Raw genomic sequence first — 17,474 nt, 5'->3', positions numbered from 1 at the left:
GTCGGTTCCGAGGTGCCCGGCCAGACGATTCGGAGGATCCAGACGTGATTGCTGACTCCCGCCCACTGAGGAGGCCCCAATGATGCGCGACACCGCGGAGACCGTGCTCGCACTGCTCCCCTCCGACGTCCAGTACGGCGATGTCCGGGTGGTCCGGCGGACCCACGAACTGGTGCTGGTCGAGCTCGACGGCCCGGGTGAGGTCGGCTACGACGACTCCCTCGGCCTCGGCCTGCGCATCGTGATCGGCGGCCACTGGGGCTTCGCCGCGACACACCGGCTCGACCCGCAAGGGATCGACGCCGTCATCGCCCAGGCCGTCGGCCAGGCCCGCGCCGCCGGCGGCGGCGGTCATGTCGCGCTGGGGCAGCCCGTGACGACGCGCGCCACCTGGTCGTCGCCGATGGAGGTCGACCCGTTCCTCGTCCCGCTGTCCACCAAGCTCGACCTGCTGTCCGCCACCGTGAAAGAGGCGTCGACCGCGGGTCCGCTGGTCCAGCAGGTCGAGGCGTCGGTCGACTTCTACCGCGACGAGAAGGTGTTCGCGAACACCGAGGGCGCGCTGATCGAGCAGACCCTGACCGAGAGCGGCGGCGGCCTGATGGTCAACGCCGGCGACGGCAACGACGTCCAGCGCCGCTCCTTCCCGCAGGGGGTGCCGCGCCAGATCCGCGGTCACCGCGGCGACTTCGCCACGGCCGGCTGGGAGCACGTGCTGGCGATCGGCCTGCCGGAGAACGCGGCCCGGGTCGCCTCGGAGGCGGTCGCGCTGCTGACCGCGCCGCAGTGCCCCGACGAGGTCACCACACTTGTTGCCGGTAGCAACCAGCTGGCGATGGTGCTGCACGAGTGCGCCGGCCACCCGATGGAGGCCGACCGCGCCCTCGGCACCGAGGCCAGCCTGGCGGGTGGCACCTACGCAACCCCCGAGCGCCGCGGCAACTTCCGCTGGGGATCGGAGATCGTCTCGGCGTACGCCGACGCGACCATCCCGGGCGCGCTCGGCTCCTACGCGTACGACGACGAGGGCGTTCCGGCCCAGCGCACCCAACTGGTGAAGGACGGCATCTTCCAGGGCTACATGTCCGGGCGCGAGTCCGCGGCGGCGCTCGGCGACGAACCGACCGGGGCGTCCCGCGCCGACGGCTGGCAGCGGCTGCCGCTGGTCCGGATGACCAACATCTGCCTCGAGCCGGGTGAGTCCTCGCTGGCCGAGATGATCGCCGGCACCAAGCGCGGCATCCTGGTGGACACCAACCGGGGTTTCTCGATCGACGACCAGCGGATGTCGTTCCGGTTCCAGACCGAGATGGGCTGGGAGATCCGCGACGGCAAGATCGGCCGGATGCTGAAGAACTGCACGTACCAGGGCGTCACGCCGCAGTTCTGGGCCGAGCTCGACGCCCTCGGCGGGCCGGACGAGTGGAAGGTGCACGGCGTCCCGTCCTGCAACAAGGGCGAGCCCCTGCAGGTGGCCCACGTCGGCCACGGCACCGTACCCGGACGCTTCCAGAATGTGCAGGTGGGACGATGAGCATCGATCAGGCAGAGGTCGCCCGGGCGCTGGAGATCCTCGGCGACGGCACCCGGCTCGACATCCTCGGCGAGAACGCGGACCTGCTCCGCTACGCCGAGTCGGAGATCACCGCCCAGCACAGCGAACGCAGGCTCCGGGTCCGGGTCCGGATCAACCGCGACGGCCGGGCGGCCGCCGGTTCGCTGGAGACCCTCGATCCCGACGCAGTCCGCACCCTCGCCGACCGCCTCTCCGCGGCCCTGGCCGACCTCCCGGCCACCTCGAGCAACGCCCCGGAGTCACCGTCAGGAACGAACTCCGGCAGCACAGCGCCTGCCACGCCTGAGATTGTCCCCGCTCAGTCGGTACTGGAGTCTGATCCGGCGGTCCGCCACCAGTGGTTCAACACGGTCCGGGTCGGCCTGGACTCCGACATGAAACTCGGCGGCGCCATCCGGTACGACGTGATGGACCGAGTGGTGGCCGACTCGACCGGGCTGTTCCGCGCCGAGACGTTGACCAAGGCCTCGATCCAGGCGATCGCCAAGCAGGACGGGCGATCCGCGAGCGTCAAGCTGCTGCACCGCGACGCCGACCAGATCCCGATCGGGGAGATTCCCGGCCGGCTGCGGGAGGCGCTGACTCCGCTGCCCTCGGTGGATGCCCACCACGGCACCTGCCGGGTGCTGCTCAAGCCGCAGGCCGTCAACAGCCTGATCGCCACCTACGGGTACGCGGTCCTGGGCGCGAACGCCTACGCCACCGGACGGTCGCTGGTCGCGGGCCGTCTCGGCGAGAAGATCACCAGCGAGCTGATCACCCTGGTCGACGACGGTTGCGACGCCGACGGACTGCCCAGCGGATTCGATGCTGAGGGCAACGTTCGGCGCAGGACCACGCTGATCGACAGGGGCGTGCTCACCGGCGTCGTCTCCGACCAGCGCCGGGCCGGGTTGACCGGCGGCGTGCCGACCGGTCACGCGGTACCGGACGGCTGGCGGTTCGGCGGCGACCCGGTTCCGTCGCACCTGTTGCTGGCGCCCGGCGAGTCCACCGAGGACGAGTTGCTCGCCGAGGTCGGCAGTGGGCTCGTGGTGAACCGGCTCGACTACCTTCGGGTGCTGCACCCGAAGGAGACCCTGGTCACCGGGACGACCCGCGACGCGACGTACTGGGCCGAGGACGGCAAGCTCGTCGGCTGGCACCCGCAGCTGCGCTTCACCTTCAAGATGGACGACGTGATGAACGCGATCCTCGGGGTCGGCGCCGTGCGCGAGCGCTGCGACCAGACCTTCATGGAGAGCATCGTGGTTCCGTCGCTGCTGATCGACGCCGGTCCGCTCGTCCTCCCCTGAACCAGCAGCGCCCCGGGCCATGCGTGCTCATAGAAGGCGCGGAGCGCTGCTGCTCCACCTCCTGACCAGGGTCACTCTCCTGATCAGGAATCACTGCGACGAGGGAGCGGATGACACCGACGCTCACCACTCTGCTCAACGGGTACTCGCTGAACACAAACCAGGGCAATCCGGCCTTCTGCTCCGTCCACCTGGTCGAGAGCGAGGCCGGGCGGGTGCTGTTCGACTGCGGCCATGCCGGCCGGCGCCGGATGTTGCTGGAGGCTTTGTCCGCCCGTGGACTCGAGCCGGCCGATATCGACACCGTCGTCCTGTCCCACGGCCACTGGGACCACCTGCAGAATGCCGACTTCTTCCGGCGGGCACGGGTGCTGCTGCACGCGGACGAACTGCGCAACCTGGACGCGCCACCCGCCAAGGACCTCGGCACACCCCGCTGGGCCAAGGCAGTGCTCGACGGGCTGGACATCCAGTCGGCGGGGGAGGGCGACCAGCTCATCCCCGGCGTCGAAGTGCTCGAGCTGCCCGGGCACACCCCTGGCTCGATCGGCCTCGCCGTGACCACAGACGCCGGAACCACCGTGCTCACCGGTGACGCCGTGCCCACTGCCGCAGTACTGCGGGCCCGCCGCGCGTCGGGTCGCCCGTACGACGCGGCCAAGGCGGATGCGTCGGTCGAGCGGGTCGCCGATCTCGCCGATGTCGTCTGCCCCGGACATGACGCTCCCTTCCGGATCAGCGCCAGTGGGAACCTGGAGTACGTCGTGAGCCCCGAACCGCTGGTCTTCCGGGGACGAAGCCAGGCTGTATTTGATTCCTCGCCCACCCCACCACCCCAGTCATTTGATTCCTCGCCCACCCCACCACCCCAGTCTTTCGAGGAGACACCGTGAACCAGACCGTGGGACAGACGTCGAGCCTGGTCGAGGAACCACCCGAGGTCGACCTGGCCACCGCAGCGGAGTTCCTGCGCGCGCAGTACGGGATCGTCGCCGAGTTGCAGGCGTTGCGGAGTGAGCGTGACCTGAACTTCCTGGCCGTCGCCGACGACGGCCGGCAACGGGTGCTGAAGGTGTCGAACTCCGGCGACGATCCCGGCCAGATCGCGATGGAGAGCGCCGCGATGCGCCATGTCGCGCTGGTCGATCCCGGTCTCCCGATCCCGCGCATCGTCGACACCGTGGACGGCGAGCAGGTGGTCACCCTGAAGGCCGACGACGGCCGGGTGCACCAGGTCCGGGTGATGACGGTGATGCCGGGTGCGGTCGGCGATCTCGCGGTTCTGCCGGACCGGTTCGCCGCGGACTTCGGCGAGGTCTGCGCGCGGCTTGCTCGTGCGCTCCAGGGCTTCGGTCACCCGTCGGCCGATCGACGGCTGGACTGGGATCCCCGGCTGGTGACCGCGCTGCGGCCGTTCGCGCAACAGTTGCCCGACGCGAGCCGCCGGGCGCCGATGGAGAAGCTGCTGGATCGCTTCGAGGGCTTGGAGGAAGCGACCAAGCGGCTGCCGGCGTTCGTGCTGCATGGTGACGTCACCTTGAGCAATGTGCTGCTCGACGCGGACGGGATCTCCGGCGTGATCGACTTCGGCGACATGCACCACACTGCCCGGGTGGCCGATCTCGCGATCAGCCTGACCTCGCTGTTGCGGGAGTCCGCCGATCCGTGGCCCGCGGCCGCCGCGTTCCTCGATGCCTATCAGCGGGTGTTGCCGCTCGAGCCGGAGGAGGTCGAGCTGATCGGTGAGCTGGTGCTCGCCCGGATGGCCGCGAGCGTGCTCATGTCGGCGTGGCGCGCTCCGCTCTATCCCGACAACTACGAATACCTGACGAGCCTGGTGGCCGGGAGCTGGCACGGACTCGATCTGCTGGCGGGGATGGACGCCACCGAGCTCGCGGATCGCTTCCACCGGCTCTGCGGGACCTCCCGGGTGGAGTCCGCCCAGCGTCTGGATCCGTCGCTGTCGGAGCGCCGGGGTGCAGCCCTGGGCGGGCAGCTGTCGCCCTTGTTCTACCGCGAACCGTTGCAGGTGGTCCGGGCTGCCGGAGCCTGGGTGCACACCGCGGACGGGCGTCGCTATCTCGATGCCTACAACAACGTTCCCGTCGTCGGCCATGCTCACCCGGCCGTGGTCCAGGCGATCTCGCGCCAGGCCGCAGTACTGAACATCAACTCCCGCTACCTGCACCCCAACGCCGTCGAGCTCGCGGAGCGGCTCACCGCCTCGATGCCGCTGGGCTTGGACACCTGTGTCTTCGTCAACTCGGGCAGCGAGGCCAACGACCTCGCGTGGCGGATGGCCCGAGTGGTCACCGGTCGATCCGGAGTGATGGTCGCCGATCTCGCGTACCACGGGGTCAGCGAGGCGACGGCTGCCTGGTCGACCAACACCTACCCGCCGTCGGCACGTCCCGCGCACGTTGCCGTCTTCGACGCGCCTCGGCTGGATGCGGACGGGCAGCAACCCAGTGGCGTCGAGGCGGGCCGGCGGGTCCGGCTGGCACATGACGAGTTGCGCCGGGCCGGTCAGGACGTGGCGTTGCTCGCCGTCGACTCCGTGTTCAGCAGCGCGGGGATCCTCACGCCGACCGGACGGTTCATGCGCGGCCTGCAGGACGAGACCCATGCGCTCGGCGGGTTGTTCCTCGCCGACGAGGTGCAGGCCGGCTTCGGCCGTGGCGGTCGCAACCTCTGGCGGTTCACCGACTTCGGCCTGACGCCCGACTTCGTCACGCTGGGCAAGCCGATGGGCAACGGGCACCCGATCGCCGCGCTGATCACCCGGCGGGAGATCGTCGAGCAGTTCATCGCGATCGACGAGTTCTTCAGCACCTTCGCCGGCAACCCGGTGTCCTGTGTCGCCGCGCTGACCGTGCTGGACGTGATCGAGCAGAACGGCCTGGTCGAACGGTCCGGCCGGATCGGCGCCGAGTTGTCGGCCGGCCTCGCAGACCTCGCGCCCAGGCTGCACCCGGCGGCCCGCGTTCGTGGCCAGGGCCTGATGGTCGGGGTCGAGATCCCACCGGAGGCCCCGCTGACGGCAGCCGACCTCGCCGAACGACTGCGCGAACAGGGCGTCTTCGTCGGCACCACCGGACCAGGCGGGACCGTCCTCAAGATCCGCCCGCCGCTGATCTGGGACGAGGGCCACGTCGCATACTTCCTCAAGGCTTTCCAAGCTGCTGCACTAACCTGAGCCTCGTGCGCGAACTGGTCGTCCTTGGCACCGGGAGTCAGGTGGCGTCGCGAGAGCGCAGCCAGAACGGGTACTTCCTGCGCTGGGACAGCGACGGCTTCCTGTTCGATCCGGGCGAGGGGACCCAACGGCAGATGCTGTACGCCGGGGTCTCGGCCGGGGCGATCACCCGGTTGTGCGTCACCCACTTCCACGGCGACCACTGCCTCGGAGTACCGGGGGTGATCCAGCGGTTGTCGCTCGACGATGTGCGGCATCCCGTGCACGCGCACTACCCGGCGTCCGGCCAGGAGTACTTCACCCGGCTCCGGTACGCCGCGTCGTTCTTCGAGCGGGCCGAGGTCCGGGAGGAGCCGGTCGAGGAGGAGGGCCTGCTCTCGGTCGGGCCGTTCGGCCAGTTGTGGGCCAGGCGGCTGGAGCACCCGGTCGAGTCGTTCGGGTACCAACTGGTCGAGCCCGACGGCCGGCGGATGCTCCCGGACCGGCTGGCGCAGTACGGCGTGGTGGGGCCGGCGGTGAGTCGCCTGCAGCAGGCGGGATCGCTGGAGGTGGACGGGCGCACGGTGACCGTCGAGCAGGTGAGCGAACCGCGGCCGGGCCAGCGGTTCGCGTTCGTGATGGACACCCGGCTCTGCGAAGGAGTGTTCCGGCTGGCCGACGGCGCGGACCTGCTGGTGATCGAGTCGACGTACCTGTCCTCGGAGCAGGAACTGGCCAGGCGCTTCGGGCACCTGACCGCACGGCAGGCCGCCCGGGTGGCGCGGGAGTGCGGGGTGCGCAAACTCGTGCTGACGCATTTCTCCCAGCGCTACACCGAGCCGGAGCGCTTCCACGAGGAAGCGGCGGCCGAGTTCGACGGCGAGATCGTCGTCGCCGCCGACCTCACCCGGGTCTCCGTGCCGGCTCGTCGCTGAGTGTTCCCGGCCGGGAACATCTGGGTACTGTACGACTGTTGAAGCCCTTAACTACCCGCGTGAGCAAGGAGATTCGATGCTGTACGGACAGGAGCACGTGAAGCGCTACGAGGAGACCGACGGCGAGGTCGGCTACGACTGGGGTGACCACGGCGCGCACATCCTCATCCTCACCACCGTCGGCCGCAAGTCCGGCGAGGAGCGCAAGAACCCGCTGATCTACCGCGAGGTCGAGGGTGGTTACGCGATCGTCTCCTCCGCCGGCGGCGCCGACGCGCATCCCGCGTGGCACTTCAACCTCGAGGCCGACCCGGACGTCAAGGTCCAGATCAAGGCCGACCGCTTCGCCGCCCACGCCCGCGTCGCCACCGACGAGGAGCGCGCCCGGATCTGGCCGCTGATGACCGAGATCTGGCCGGACTACGACACCTACACCACCAAGACCGACCGCCAGATCCCCATCGTCATCCTCGAACGCCGGTAGTCCTCCCCACGCGGCTCCTGACGGATGACCGGGCGACGAATTGTCGTTGCCCCGGTCATCTCGTCGTGATCCAGGCGAGGTATTGCCGTTCCAGGATTCCAGTTGCAGGGTCCCGATCACGGACTAGCGCAGGTCGCGGAAGAACTCGCGGATGTCGGTGGTCAGCAGGGCCGGCTCCTCCAGGGCGGCGAAGTGGCCGCCTCGGGGTACGTCGGTCCAGCGGGTGATGGTGTTCTCCTGTTCGACGTAGCGGCGGATGGCTACGTCGTGGGCAAGGATGAGGGCGGCGGTGGGGACGCCGGAGTTCTCCTTCGTCACGCCCCACGGTGCTGCCTGTGCGTAGCCGACGTACGCGGCGGTGCCGGCCGTGCCGGTGAGCCAGTAGAGCATCACGTTGGTGAGCAGCAGGTCCCGGTCGATGATTGCGTCCGGCAACGTTGCGCGCGGGTGGGTCCACTCGCGGAACTTGTCCATGATCCAAGCGAGCTGCCCGACGGGCGAGTCGACGAGTCCGTAGGCGAGCGTCTGCGGACGCGTCGACTGGATCGCGACATAGCCGAACTCCTCCTGCATGAACGCGTTGATCCGCGCGACCCGGTCCTGCTCGATCGGCGACAGGCTCGCCAGTTCCTCGGCCGGCATCGGGTACGGCGCGATCGGACCGGGCCCGCCGTTCGTGTGGACGCCGATCACGTGCTCGCGATCCACCCGTCCCACCTCTGCCGACACGGTCGCGCCGATGTCACCACCCTGTACGGCGTACCGGTCGTAGCCGAGGCGGTTCATCAGCTCCGCCCAGGCCCGGCCGGTCCGGTCAGTGGTCCAGCCACCGTCACTCGTGGGACCGGAGAACCCGAACCCAGGCAACGACGGGATCACCAGATGGAAGGCATCCGCCGCGTCCCCGCCGTACGACACGGGATCGGTCAGCGGGCCGATCAGGTCGAGGAACTCCACGATCGACCCCGGCCATCCGTGGGTCAGCACCAACGGCAGCGCGTCCGGCTCAGCCGACTTCACATGTAGGAAGTGGATCCGCTGACCATCGATCTCGGTCGTGTACTGCGGGAACTCGTTCAACTGCTTCTCGGCGGCACGCCAGTCGTAGCCGGTCCGCCAGTACTCGACCATGTCGGACAGCCAGGCGACCGGGACGCCGGTGTCCCAGTCGTCGCCGGGCAGTGCGGCCGGAAGTCGCGCGGCGGCGAGCCGGTCCTGGAGATCGTCGAGAGTGCTCTGCGGGATGTCGATGACGAATGGCTTTATCATGTCTTCCACTCTGTCACCCGGTTAGGACAGCTTCAGTCCTAGCTCGATGGCAGACTGGGGAACATGTTGGAGACCTCGGCGCGACTGCTCAAACTGCTCTCCCTGCTGCAGTCTCCGCGCGACTGGAGTGGTACCGCGCTCGCGGAGGAACTCGGCGTCGGAGTACGGACCGTCCGCCGCGACGTCGACAAACTCCGCAACCTCGGCTACCCCGTCGACGCCTTACCCGGGGTGGCCGGCTATCGCCTGGGTGCCGGTGCGGCCCTGCCGCCGCTCCTGCTCGACGACGAGGAGGCGGTCGCGGTCGCGATCGGACTACGGGCCGCCGCGACCGGGAGCGTCTCGGGCATCGAGGAGTCGTCGGTGCGCGCCCTCACCAAGCTCGAGCAAGTCCTGCCCTCGCGACTGCGCCATCGGGTCCGCCTGCTCCAGTCGGTCGCGGTGACTCCGACTGCCGGGGCCTCGGTGGCGCCCGACGTGGTGTTGGCCGTCGCGGCCGCTTGCCGCGATCACCAGCGCCTCCGCTTCGACTACCGCAGCCACGACGGCACGTCGACAGTCCGTACTACGGAGCCGCATCGCCTGGTCCACACCGGGCGGCGGTGGTACCTCGTGGCCTGGGACGTGGACCGCGAGGACTGGCGAACGTTCCGCCTGGACCGGCTGAACCCGCGGATCCCTACCGGCCCACGCTTCACGCCTCGACCGGCGCCCGAGCTCGATGAGACCAGTCGAGGAGTCGCCTCGGGGGCGTATCGCTATCAGGCTCGCTTCCTGGTGCGTGCGCCCGCCGAGCAGATCGCCGACCGGATCGCCAACACGATCGGCACGGTCGAGCCGGTCGACGCCACGACCTGCATCCTCTCCACCGGCTCGAACTCCCTGGACGAACTCACCCTCTACGTGGGGCTCCTCGGCTTCGACTTCCAGGTGGAGTCGCCACCCGAACTGATCGACCACGTCCGCACCCTCACCACTCGCCTCGGAGCGGCTACGCCGGCTTGATGTTCTGGTTCAGGTGGAAGGTGTTGTCGGGGTCCCAGGTGGTCTTCAGCGTGGTCAGGCGGGTCAGCTTCGCGGGCGGGAAGGCCCGGCGCACGCTCTCGCCGTTCAGAGTGTTGAGGTACGCGCCCCCGGCGTACTGGTCGAGTGAGGCGGCGTACGCGCGGATCGTGGCGATCCGCTCCTCGTCGTCGGCAGGGTCCTCCCACCGGGTCGCGGTGACGAACTCGAACAACGTGTCCCGCTGGCTGAACGCGGCCTCCTCGTCCGGTACGTCGGAGATGGCGCCGCCGTAGGCCTGGAGGCTCGCGCCGACCCCGGGGTTCCGCAGCAGCGCCCGGATCGCGTCGTCCGTGAGGGCCTTGAAGTAGTGGCCCTTCCAGTAGCGGCGGTACCGGTGCCCCTGGATGCTGTCGTCGCGACTCTGCAAGGTCAGGTAAGGAACCTCTTCGATGCTCTTGGCAACGACCTGGCCGAGGCCGTCGAAGGCCTGAAGCAACTGCTCGCGCCCGGCCGGGTCGCCGACCCAGGCGAAGCCCACGGTGATCCCGTCGCTCCGGATGCTCGCGGTGAAGGTCGCCTGCCGCGGAGCGGTCGCGTTCAGCTCGCGCCAGGCCCGCAGTACGGCGAAGGTCTCGGCGGCGGGGTAGGTGAACTCGGCGACGAGTGCCTGGGTGCCGATGACGTGCAGGCGGAACTCGAACGAGGTGACGATGCCGAAGTTGCCGCCACCACCGCGCAGACCCCAGAAGAGGTCCGGGTTCTCCGTCGCGCTGGCGTAGACGATGTCGCCGGTCGCGGTCACTAGCTCGTAGCGGACGACGTTGTCGCAGGCGAGGCCGAACTGCCGGGCGAGCCAGCCCATGCCGCCGCCCAGGGTGAGGCCGCCGACCCCGGTGTGCGAGACGTTGCCCGCGGTGGTGGCCAGACCGTGCTGCTGTGCGACGCGATCCAGTTCGCCCAGTAAGGCGCCGCCCTGGACCCAGGCGACCTGCCGGTCGGGGTCGACCCGCACCTCGCTCATCGGGGTGAGGTCGATCATCAGACCGCCGTCCGGTACGGCGAGGCCGGCGATGCTGTGGCCGCCGCACCGCACGCCGATCTCCAGGTCGTGCTGGCGCGCGTACCGGACGGCGGCGGCGACGTCGGCGGTGGTGTGGCACCTGGCGATCGCGGCCGGGCGGCGGTCGACCATCGCGTTCCAGACGCTCCGGGCCTCGTCGTAGCCGGGCTCGCCGTCGCGGATCAGGATCAGGGTCTCGGTCTGGATCTGGGTGGCGGTCATGGTCTTGCCCCTTTGCTGGAAAGTCTTGGTACTCACGACCATGACAGCGAAGCGGTACCCGGATAAGGTCCAGTTCCATGAGCCGATCCAGGACCAATTCCGGTTCCGGGGAGCTGTTGGTCGAGCTCCGCCGGGAGACGAGCGTGCCGCTGCACCAGCAGTTGGAGGGTGGGATCCGGGACCGGATCCGGCAGGGGTTGCTGCGGGCGGACACGGTGATGCCGTCGACCCGGGCGCTCGCGACGGACCTCGGCCTGTCCCGCGGCGTCGTGGTCGAGGCCTATCAGCAACTGGTCGCCGAGGGGTACCTCGTCAGCCGGACCGGCGGCTACACGCAGGTCGCGCCGGCCGCGGCCCGCACGCCGCAGGCGACCGAGACCAAGAGTCGGCCCAGCGGACCGCCGAAGATCGACTTCAAGTACAGCCGTCCCGACGTCTCGCAGTTCCCGCGAGCCGCCTGGCTGCGATCGATCCGGCGGGTGCTGAACGAGACTCCGCACATGAGTTTCGCGTACCTGGACGGCCGGGGTGCCGACGAGTTGCGAACGGCGCTCTCCGACTACCTCAACCGGGTCCGCGGCACCTCGGCTCGACCCGAGAACATGTTGGTCTGCAACGGATTCGCGCAGGGATCGCGGTTGCTCCTCCAGGTGCTCGCCGCCTCCGGATATCGGCGGCTTGCAGTCGAGGACCCGTCGGACAACGAACTGCGGGAGGTCGCGACCGCCGCCGGGCTCGAGGCCGTCGGAGTACCGGTGCTGGAGTCCGGCCTGGATGTGGAGGCACTCGAGCGGTCCGGAGCGGACGCAGTACTGGTGACTGCCGCGCATCAGTTTCCGACCGGCGCGGTCACGTCGGCCGAGACAAGGGCGGCGCTGGTCGAGTGGGCTGCTCGGCGCGATGCGTTGATCATCGAGGACGACTACGACGCGGAGTACCGGTACGACCGCGAGCCGATCGGCGCGATGCAAGGGCTCGCGCCGGATCGGGTGGTCTACGCGGGGACCGCGAGCAAGACGCTGGCGCCAGGACTACGGCTCGGCTGGCTGATCCTGCCGGCCCGGCTGGTCGAGCCGATGGCGGCCGCCAAGATCGTCGACGACCGCGGCTCGCCGGTGCTCGACCAGTTGACCTTCGCCGACTTCGTCGCGCGCGGCGAGTTCGACCGGCACCTGCGCCGGATGCGACCGCGGTACCGGCGGTTGCGCGACGCGCTGGTCGGCCGGCTGGCCGAGCGGTTGCCCGACCTCGAACCGATCGGGGTCTCCGCCGGGCTGCACGTGATGGCCTGGCTGCCGGCGGACGTGTCCGAGAGCGCGGTGACCCAGGCCGCACGGGACCGTGGGCTCGGCGTCTACGGCCTGAAGCCCTATTGGGTGCAGAATGCCGGTCCTGAGGGTCTCGTCTTCGGGTACGGCGGGCTGACCGAGCCGGCCGTTGTCGAAGGCATCGACCTGCTCGCGGACACCATCGCCTCATTACGCAGCTAGGACACTAGGACCTTGATGGAGGATGCCACGACTTCCTAGCGGTTCACTCGTAGTCCGTCGACGTGGTGACGTGGGCCCACTGGGCGGCCTCGTCGGCGCGGGACCGGGAGGCGCGATCGGCGTGCTCCAGGGCGTCCTTGCCGAGCAGCAGTCGTAGCGGCGGCTCGTCCAGCGCGGCGATGTCGACGACGGCCCTGGCTGCCTTGGCGGGATCGCCCGGTTGCTTGCCGTCGACGCTCACGCGGTACCGGTTGAGCTCGCCGACGGTCGACTCGTAGTCCTCGCCGACCGGCGTGATCGTCATCGACGAGCCGCCCCAGTCGGTGCGGAAGGCGCCCGGCTCGATGATCGTCACCTTGACGCCGAACGGCTTGACCTCGTTGTTGAGCACCTCCGAGAAGCCTTCGACGGCGAACTTCGCGGTCTGGTAGGCGCCCATTCCCGGGGTGCCGCCGACGCGTCCGCCGACCGACGAGAACTGCAGGAAGTGGCCGGAGCGCTGCTTGCGGAACACCGGCAGGGCGGCCTTGGTGACGTTGACGACGCCGTACAGGTTGGTCTCGACCTGCGCGCGGAAGTCCTCGTCGGTGGTCTCCTCGATCGGCGCGCTGTTGGCGTAGCCGGCGTTGTTCGCGACCACGTCGAGGCCGCCGAACTCGTCGATCGCGGTCTGTACCGCGCCCCGGGCCGCCTCGGCGTCGGTGACGTCCAGGGCGACGGCGCGGATGGCGTCGCCGTACTCCTTCACCAGGTCGTCGAGCTGCTCGGGCTTGCGAGCGGTCGCGACCACGCGGTCGCCGCTGTCCAGGACCGCCCGGGTGAGCTCACGTCCGAGGCCGCGGGAACTGCCGGTGATGAGCCAGGTCTTGCTCATGATCTCTCTCCACTAACTAACCGACTGGTTGGATAGTTCTATGGAACCTCGCTCGGCGAGAGAAATCAACTGACCAGTTGGTTGGTAGACTCGGGATCATGCAGAGGGATGCCGGACGGACCAGGAAACGGATCCTCGAAGCCGCGACCGAGGAGTTCGCCGCGCTCGGCATCGCCGGCGCCCGGGTGAACCGGATCGCCGAGGAGGCCGGCTGCAACAAGGCGATGCTGTACGCGTACTACGGCAACAAGGACCAGTTGTTCGACGCGGTCTTCACCGCCTATGTCGACGCGTACCTCGAGGAGGTGGGGTTCGACGCGGACGACCTGCCGTCGTACGCCGGTCGCGTCTTCGACTACTTCGAGGAGCACCCGGGTCACCTGCGGCTCGCCACCTGGTACCGGTTGGAGCGACCGCAGGGGGCTCGGCTGGAGGCAGTGCTGGCGGTGAACGCGGACCGGCTTGCCGCATTGGAGCGGGCTCAGGCCGATGGTGTGATCCCGGCGGACTTCAGTCCGGTGGAACTGTTGTCGCTGATCCAGTCGATCGCCACGAGTTGGTCGACGATGAACCCGGAGTACGGCAGCGCGGTGCCCGCCGACCGCGCCCACCGCCGCCGGACTGTGGTGGACGCGGTCGAGCGGTTGCTCACCAGCCGAGACGCTGGAGCGTGATCGGAAGCACCACCCCGCCGCCGTACCTCCGTGGAGTGGCCGGCTGAGGTGTGGTGCGGGTCACGGTGGATTCTCAGGTGATTCCTCTATCGGCTCGATGGTGCTCTCAGGATCCCGCGCTCTACTCGAATCAGCAGGGAAATGCGCTGAGGAGGCAATGGGAATGAGCGAGATCGACGGAGAGCAGGGACCGACGCCGGACCAGACCGGTCGGCAGGGTTCGGGGCAGCAACAGGGACAGGGTCCGAACACCCCGCCGCCGTCGCCGCAGCCCCAGCAGCCGGAAAACCAGCAGAACCAGCAGGGCCAGCAGCAGGGATGGACGCCGCAGTACGGGCCGTCGCACTACAAGCCGCAGGAACAGCGGCAGTACGGGCAGCCAGGTCAACCGGCACAGGCGCAGTACGGGCAGCCAGGTCAACCCGGGCAGGCGCCGTACGGGCACCAGGGTCAACCGCAGTACGGCCAGCAGGGTCAGCCGGCGCAGGCGCCGTACGGGCAGCCGCAGTACGGGCAGCCGGGGCAGCCGCATTACGGGGCGCAGGGGCACTACGGGCAGGCGCCGTACGGGTACCCGTATGGGCAGCCTCACGGCGGGCAGTGGGGGCCGATGCCGTTCCACCACCAGCCTCCGAAGCGGCGGAAGCGGTTGCCGGCGCTGATCGGGGCGTTCGGAGTGGCCGCCGCTCTGGTCCTCGGATCAGTTGCCTGGGGCATCGACCAGCAGTCGAACGCGAACAGCTCCAAGCTCTCCCAGCCGCTCGACCCGGCCGCGGTGGCCGCGCAGGTCTCGCCCGGTCTGGTTGACGTGAACACGGTGCTCGGCTTCGAGGGCGCTCGCGCCGCCGGTACCGGGATCGTGCTGACCTCCGACGGTGAGGTGCTGACCAACCACCACGTGGTGGAGGGCGCGACGCAGATCTCCGTCGTGGACATCGGCAACGGAAAGACCTACTCGGCCAGCGTCGAGGGCTACGACGCGACCCACGACATCGCGGTCCTGAAGCTGAAGGACGCGTCCGGGCTGCAGACCGCCAAGACCGGTGACTCCTCCAAGGTCGCGATCGGCGACCAGGTGGTCGGCATCGGCAACGCCGGGGGAGTAGGCGGCCCGCCGAGCTACGCCGCCGGCAAGGTGACCGGCCTGAACCAGGCGATCACCGCGACCGACGAGTCCGGTTCCGACCCGGAGAACCTCACCGGCCTGATCCAGACCGACGCCAACATCCAGGCGGGCGACTCGGGTGGACCGCTCGCCAACACCGCTGGAGAGGTGATCGGCGTCGACACCGCGGGTGGCTCGAGCAACCCGACCCCGGGCGGCTCCGGCGAGACGGCCTACAGCCCCAGCTCGACCTCAGCCACTGCCACCGCGACGCTGACCGCCTCGGGTGACGGCACCGGCAACGGCTCGCCCTTCGGCGACGGCAACGGCTCGCCCTTCGGTGACGGCAACGGCCAGGGCTTCGGCGACGGCCAGGGCCAGGGACAGGGCAACGGCCAGGGCCAGACGACGACGCAGGGCTTCGCGGTGCCGATCAACCAGGCGCTGGACATCGCCCAGCAGATCGAGAAGGGCGACTCGTCTTCGACCGTCCACATCGGCGGCTCCCCGATGCTCGGCATCTCGGTCCTCGCCAACGCCACCGGTACCTCGGGCGCCGTCGTCAACGACGTCCTCGCCAACGGCAAGGCCGACGAGGCCGGCATCACCGCGGGCGACGTGATCACCTCGCTCGGCGGCAAGACCGTCGACTCGCCCGACACCCTCTCCAACCTGCTCGACCAGCACCACCCGGGCGACAAGGTAGCCGTCACCTGGATCGACCAGACCGGCGCCAAGCACACTGCGACCATCGAACTGGCCACCGGCCCGGTCCGCTGACACCTCCTTCAGCGAACCGTCCGATCGGGCCCGCCGCGCTCCTCCCCCTCAGAGCGCGCGGGCCCGATCCTTTGTCGTCTCGGCTCAGCTGAGGAAGCCCTCGCGCCACGTCTGGTACTGCGGTGTCCAGTGCAGCTGGCTGCGGGCGTAGTCGTTGTCCGCGCCGCGGGCCCAACGCGTCCGCTCCGAGTCGACCGGGGCCGGCTCGGGTGCGCCGACGGAACGGGCGAAAGCGGGAACCCACTCGACGGCCGCAGCAGGCTCGTCGTCGACGATGTTTACCGGTCCGCTCGGCCAGTCGAGTGCCTGGACCGCAGCCGCGGCGGCGTCCTCCACGTGCACGAAGCTGCTGACGTCGGAGTTCGGGACGAGCTCGCCGGCGCGGGCCTTGTCGTCCATCAGCCCGCCCTTCGAGAACCAGGTGCCCTGACCGTAGAGCGTGCCGTAGCGGAGAACCACCCACTCGGGCACCTCGGCCGCGATCTCCTCCAACGCGGCCACGCCCTCCACCGACTCGAGCCGAGGCATCGACGCGCCGAGGTCGAGCGGAGTCCCTTCGGCTGCGGGCGAGTCGCCGCCTTCATAAGCCCAGGCAATGCTCTGCGCGACCACCCGACGAGCGCCGGCTGCGAGTGCCGCGTCGACAAGATTCCGCGTGCCGGTCTTCCGGATGGTCGAGTTCGCGGCGAAGTTGCCGCTGCTCAGGTCAGTCAGCTGGTGCATCACCACGTCGGGCCGCGCTGCGATCACGGCAGCCGTCAGCGCCGCTGCGTCGTAGACATCTGCCTGTACCGCGTCGGCACCCTGCGCCTTCAGCACATCGACGTGTGCCTCACGCCGAACCAATCCGGTGACCTGATGTCCAGCGGCGATCAACTCAGGGACGAGGAGGCGACCGATCACCCCCGTCGCCCCGGCCAGGAAGACCCGCATCAGTTCGCCTCCGAGAGGCCGTCATCCACGGTCCGCGGTCCCCGCCGGTCGCGCCGGGCCTCGAGTTCCTCGGCGTCGACGAGCGTGAGCATCGGCTGTCCTGGTTCTCCGACCATCACGACTACGAAGCGGCTCGGCCGGTCGGCGAGGTGGTTAGCGGCCTGGTAGTGGATCAGGTCGCCGCCGGGCTCCCAGAAGGCCCCACCCTCCTTGATCACCCGCGGGGCCTCGCCTTCGAGCTCGAAGAGCAACTCGCCCTCGAGCATGTAGCCGAACACCGGCCCCGAGTGCCGGTGCGGAGGCGTCCCGGGATCGCCTGGCGGTAGGTCGATGGTCGCCGTCATCACCTCGGCTCCGGCGGGGATCCGCGGCGGCACCACATCCAGCAGCATCGTCAACTGCGAGTTCGATTCCATCCTCCCAACGTAGAAGCCTGATTGACCCAGGAACTGGTCCACTTCGCCGGCCATTCGATGGTCCACTTCGCCACGCTCGAGCTGCGCGGCGCCGTACACGAGTTTGAGCCGTGCCGAAGTCGAGCTGAGCCGCGCCGAAGTCGAGTTGAGGAAGGGGTGAACGGGCGTTTACTGTGGGGTG

Annotated in this window: 15 protein-coding genes; 10 read left to right on the top strand and 5 right to left on the bottom strand. The window is 69.4% G+C overall.

The window, feature by feature from the left end; all coding sequences use genetic code 11:
- The first annotated feature begins 79 nt into the window (after positions 1-79).
- The 6 genes from EV648_RS36290 (at position 80) to EV648_RS36265 (ending at position 7,465) form a co-directional block, all read left to right on the top strand.
- Positions 80-1,534, top strand: coding sequence for a TldD/PmbA family protein (locus EV648_RS36290; RefSeq protein WP_132299953.1), 1,455 nt, complete (start codon positions 80-82; stop codon positions 1,532-1,534).
- Positions 1,531-2,871, top strand: a complete 1,341-nt coding sequence (locus EV648_RS36285; RefSeq protein ID WP_132299951.1) for a metallopeptidase TldD-related protein — start codon at positions 1,531-1,533, stop codon at positions 2,869-2,871. The genes EV648_RS36290 and EV648_RS36285 overlap by 4 nt, the downstream gene beginning before the upstream one ends.
- A 110-nt stretch (positions 2,872-2,981) precedes the next feature.
- On the top strand, positions 2,982-3,764 hold the full coding sequence (locus EV648_RS36280; RefSeq protein ID WP_132299949.1) for an MBL fold metallo-hydrolase: 783 nt from the start codon (positions 2,982-2,984) through the stop codon (positions 3,762-3,764).
- The gene (locus EV648_RS36275; RefSeq protein ID WP_132299947.1) at positions 3,761-6,067 is read left to right on the top strand and encodes an aminotransferase class III-fold pyridoxal phosphate-dependent enzyme; all 2,307 of its coding nucleotides are present in this window, start codon (positions 3,761-3,763) and stop codon (positions 6,065-6,067) included. Before EV648_RS36280 ends, EV648_RS36275 begins: the two co-directional genes overlap by 4 nt.
- Before the next feature lie 5 nt (positions 6,068-6,072).
- Positions 6,073-6,981: a ribonuclease Z gene (locus EV648_RS36270; protein ID WP_132299945.1), complete on the top strand. Its 909-nt coding sequence runs from the start codon at positions 6,073-6,075 to the stop codon at positions 6,979-6,981.
- Between the two features lie 76 nt (positions 6,982-7,057).
- Entirely contained in the window at positions 7,058-7,465 is a 408-nt protein-coding gene (locus EV648_RS36265) for a nitroreductase family deazaflavin-dependent oxidoreductase (RefSeq protein ID WP_132299943.1), read from the top strand.
- Positions 7,466-7,588: 123 nt separating this feature from the next.
- On the opposite strand, the gene EV648_RS36260 is transcribed toward EV648_RS36265, so the two are convergent.
- Positions 7,589-8,734 carry an epoxide hydrolase family protein gene (locus EV648_RS36260; RefSeq protein ID WP_132299941.1) on the bottom strand — a complete coding sequence of 382 codons (1,146 nt, stop codon included), beginning with the start codon at positions 8,732-8,734 and terminating at the stop codon, positions 7,589-7,591.
- A 63-nt stretch (positions 8,735-8,797) separates the two neighbouring features.
- On the opposite strand from EV648_RS36260, the gene EV648_RS36255 reads away from it, so the two are divergent.
- Positions 8,798-9,739, top strand: a complete 942-nt coding sequence (locus EV648_RS36255; protein ID WP_132299939.1) for a YafY family protein — start codon at positions 8,798-8,800, stop codon at positions 9,737-9,739.
- Here the strand turns inward: EV648_RS36255 and EV648_RS36250 are convergent.
- Positions 9,726-11,021, bottom strand: coding sequence for an FAD-binding oxidoreductase (locus EV648_RS36250; protein WP_132299937.1), 1,296 nt, complete (start codon positions 11,019-11,021; stop codon positions 9,726-9,728). The two genes, EV648_RS36255 and EV648_RS36250, sit on opposite strands and share 14 nt — an antisense overlap.
- Positions 11,022-11,098: 77 nt before the next feature.
- On the opposite strand from EV648_RS36250, the gene EV648_RS36245 reads away from it, so the two are divergent.
- Positions 11,099-12,511 (top strand): PLP-dependent aminotransferase family protein, encoded by a 1,413-nt coding sequence (locus EV648_RS36245; RefSeq protein ID WP_132299935.1) that lies wholly within the window; start codon positions 11,099-11,101, stop codon positions 12,509-12,511.
- A gap of 43 nt (positions 12,512-12,554) precedes the next feature.
- Here EV648_RS36245 and EV648_RS36240 read toward each other — a convergent pair whose 3' ends face one another.
- Positions 12,555-13,385, bottom strand: a complete 831-nt coding sequence (locus EV648_RS36240) for an oxidoreductase (protein WP_132299933.1) — start codon at positions 13,383-13,385, stop codon at positions 12,555-12,557.
- A 98-nt stretch (positions 13,386-13,483) separates the two neighbouring features.
- Here EV648_RS36240 and EV648_RS36235 point away from each other — a divergent pair, with 98 nt between their 5' ends.
- Together EV648_RS36235 and EV648_RS36230 are read left to right on the top strand one after the other, a co-directional pair.
- A complete protein-coding gene (locus EV648_RS36235; RefSeq protein ID WP_132299931.1) occupies positions 13,484-14,059 on the top strand; it encodes a TetR family transcriptional regulator in 576 nt (191 codons plus the stop codon).
- A gap of 163 nt (positions 14,060-14,222) precedes the next feature.
- Positions 14,223-15,944, top strand: coding sequence for a S1C family serine protease (locus EV648_RS36230; protein ID WP_132299929.1), 1,722 nt, complete (start codon positions 14,223-14,225; stop codon positions 15,942-15,944).
- An 84-nt stretch (positions 15,945-16,028) separates the two neighbouring features.
- Here the strand turns inward: EV648_RS36230 and EV648_RS36225 are convergent, their stop codons facing one another.
- Both EV648_RS36225 and EV648_RS36220 read right to left on the bottom strand, forming a co-directional pair.
- On the bottom strand, positions 16,029-16,877 hold the full coding sequence (locus EV648_RS36225; protein ID WP_132299927.1) for an NAD(P)-dependent oxidoreductase: 849 nt from the start codon (positions 16,875-16,877) through the stop codon (positions 16,029-16,031).
- A complete protein-coding gene (locus tag EV648_RS36220; protein ID WP_132299925.1) occupies positions 16,877-17,293 on the bottom strand; it encodes a cupin domain-containing protein in 417 nt (138 codons plus the stop codon). Before EV648_RS36220 ends, EV648_RS36225 begins: the two co-directional genes overlap by 1 nt.
- Positions 17,294-17,474 lie beyond the last annotated feature (181 nt).

The sequence above is a fragment of the Kribbella sp. VKM Ac-2568 genome (genome assembly GCF_004345365.1).
GTDB lineage: Bacteria > Actinomycetota > Actinomycetes > Propionibacteriales > Kribbellaceae > Kribbella > Kribbella orskensis.
This window is presented reverse-complemented; position numbering and strand designations above follow the sequence as displayed.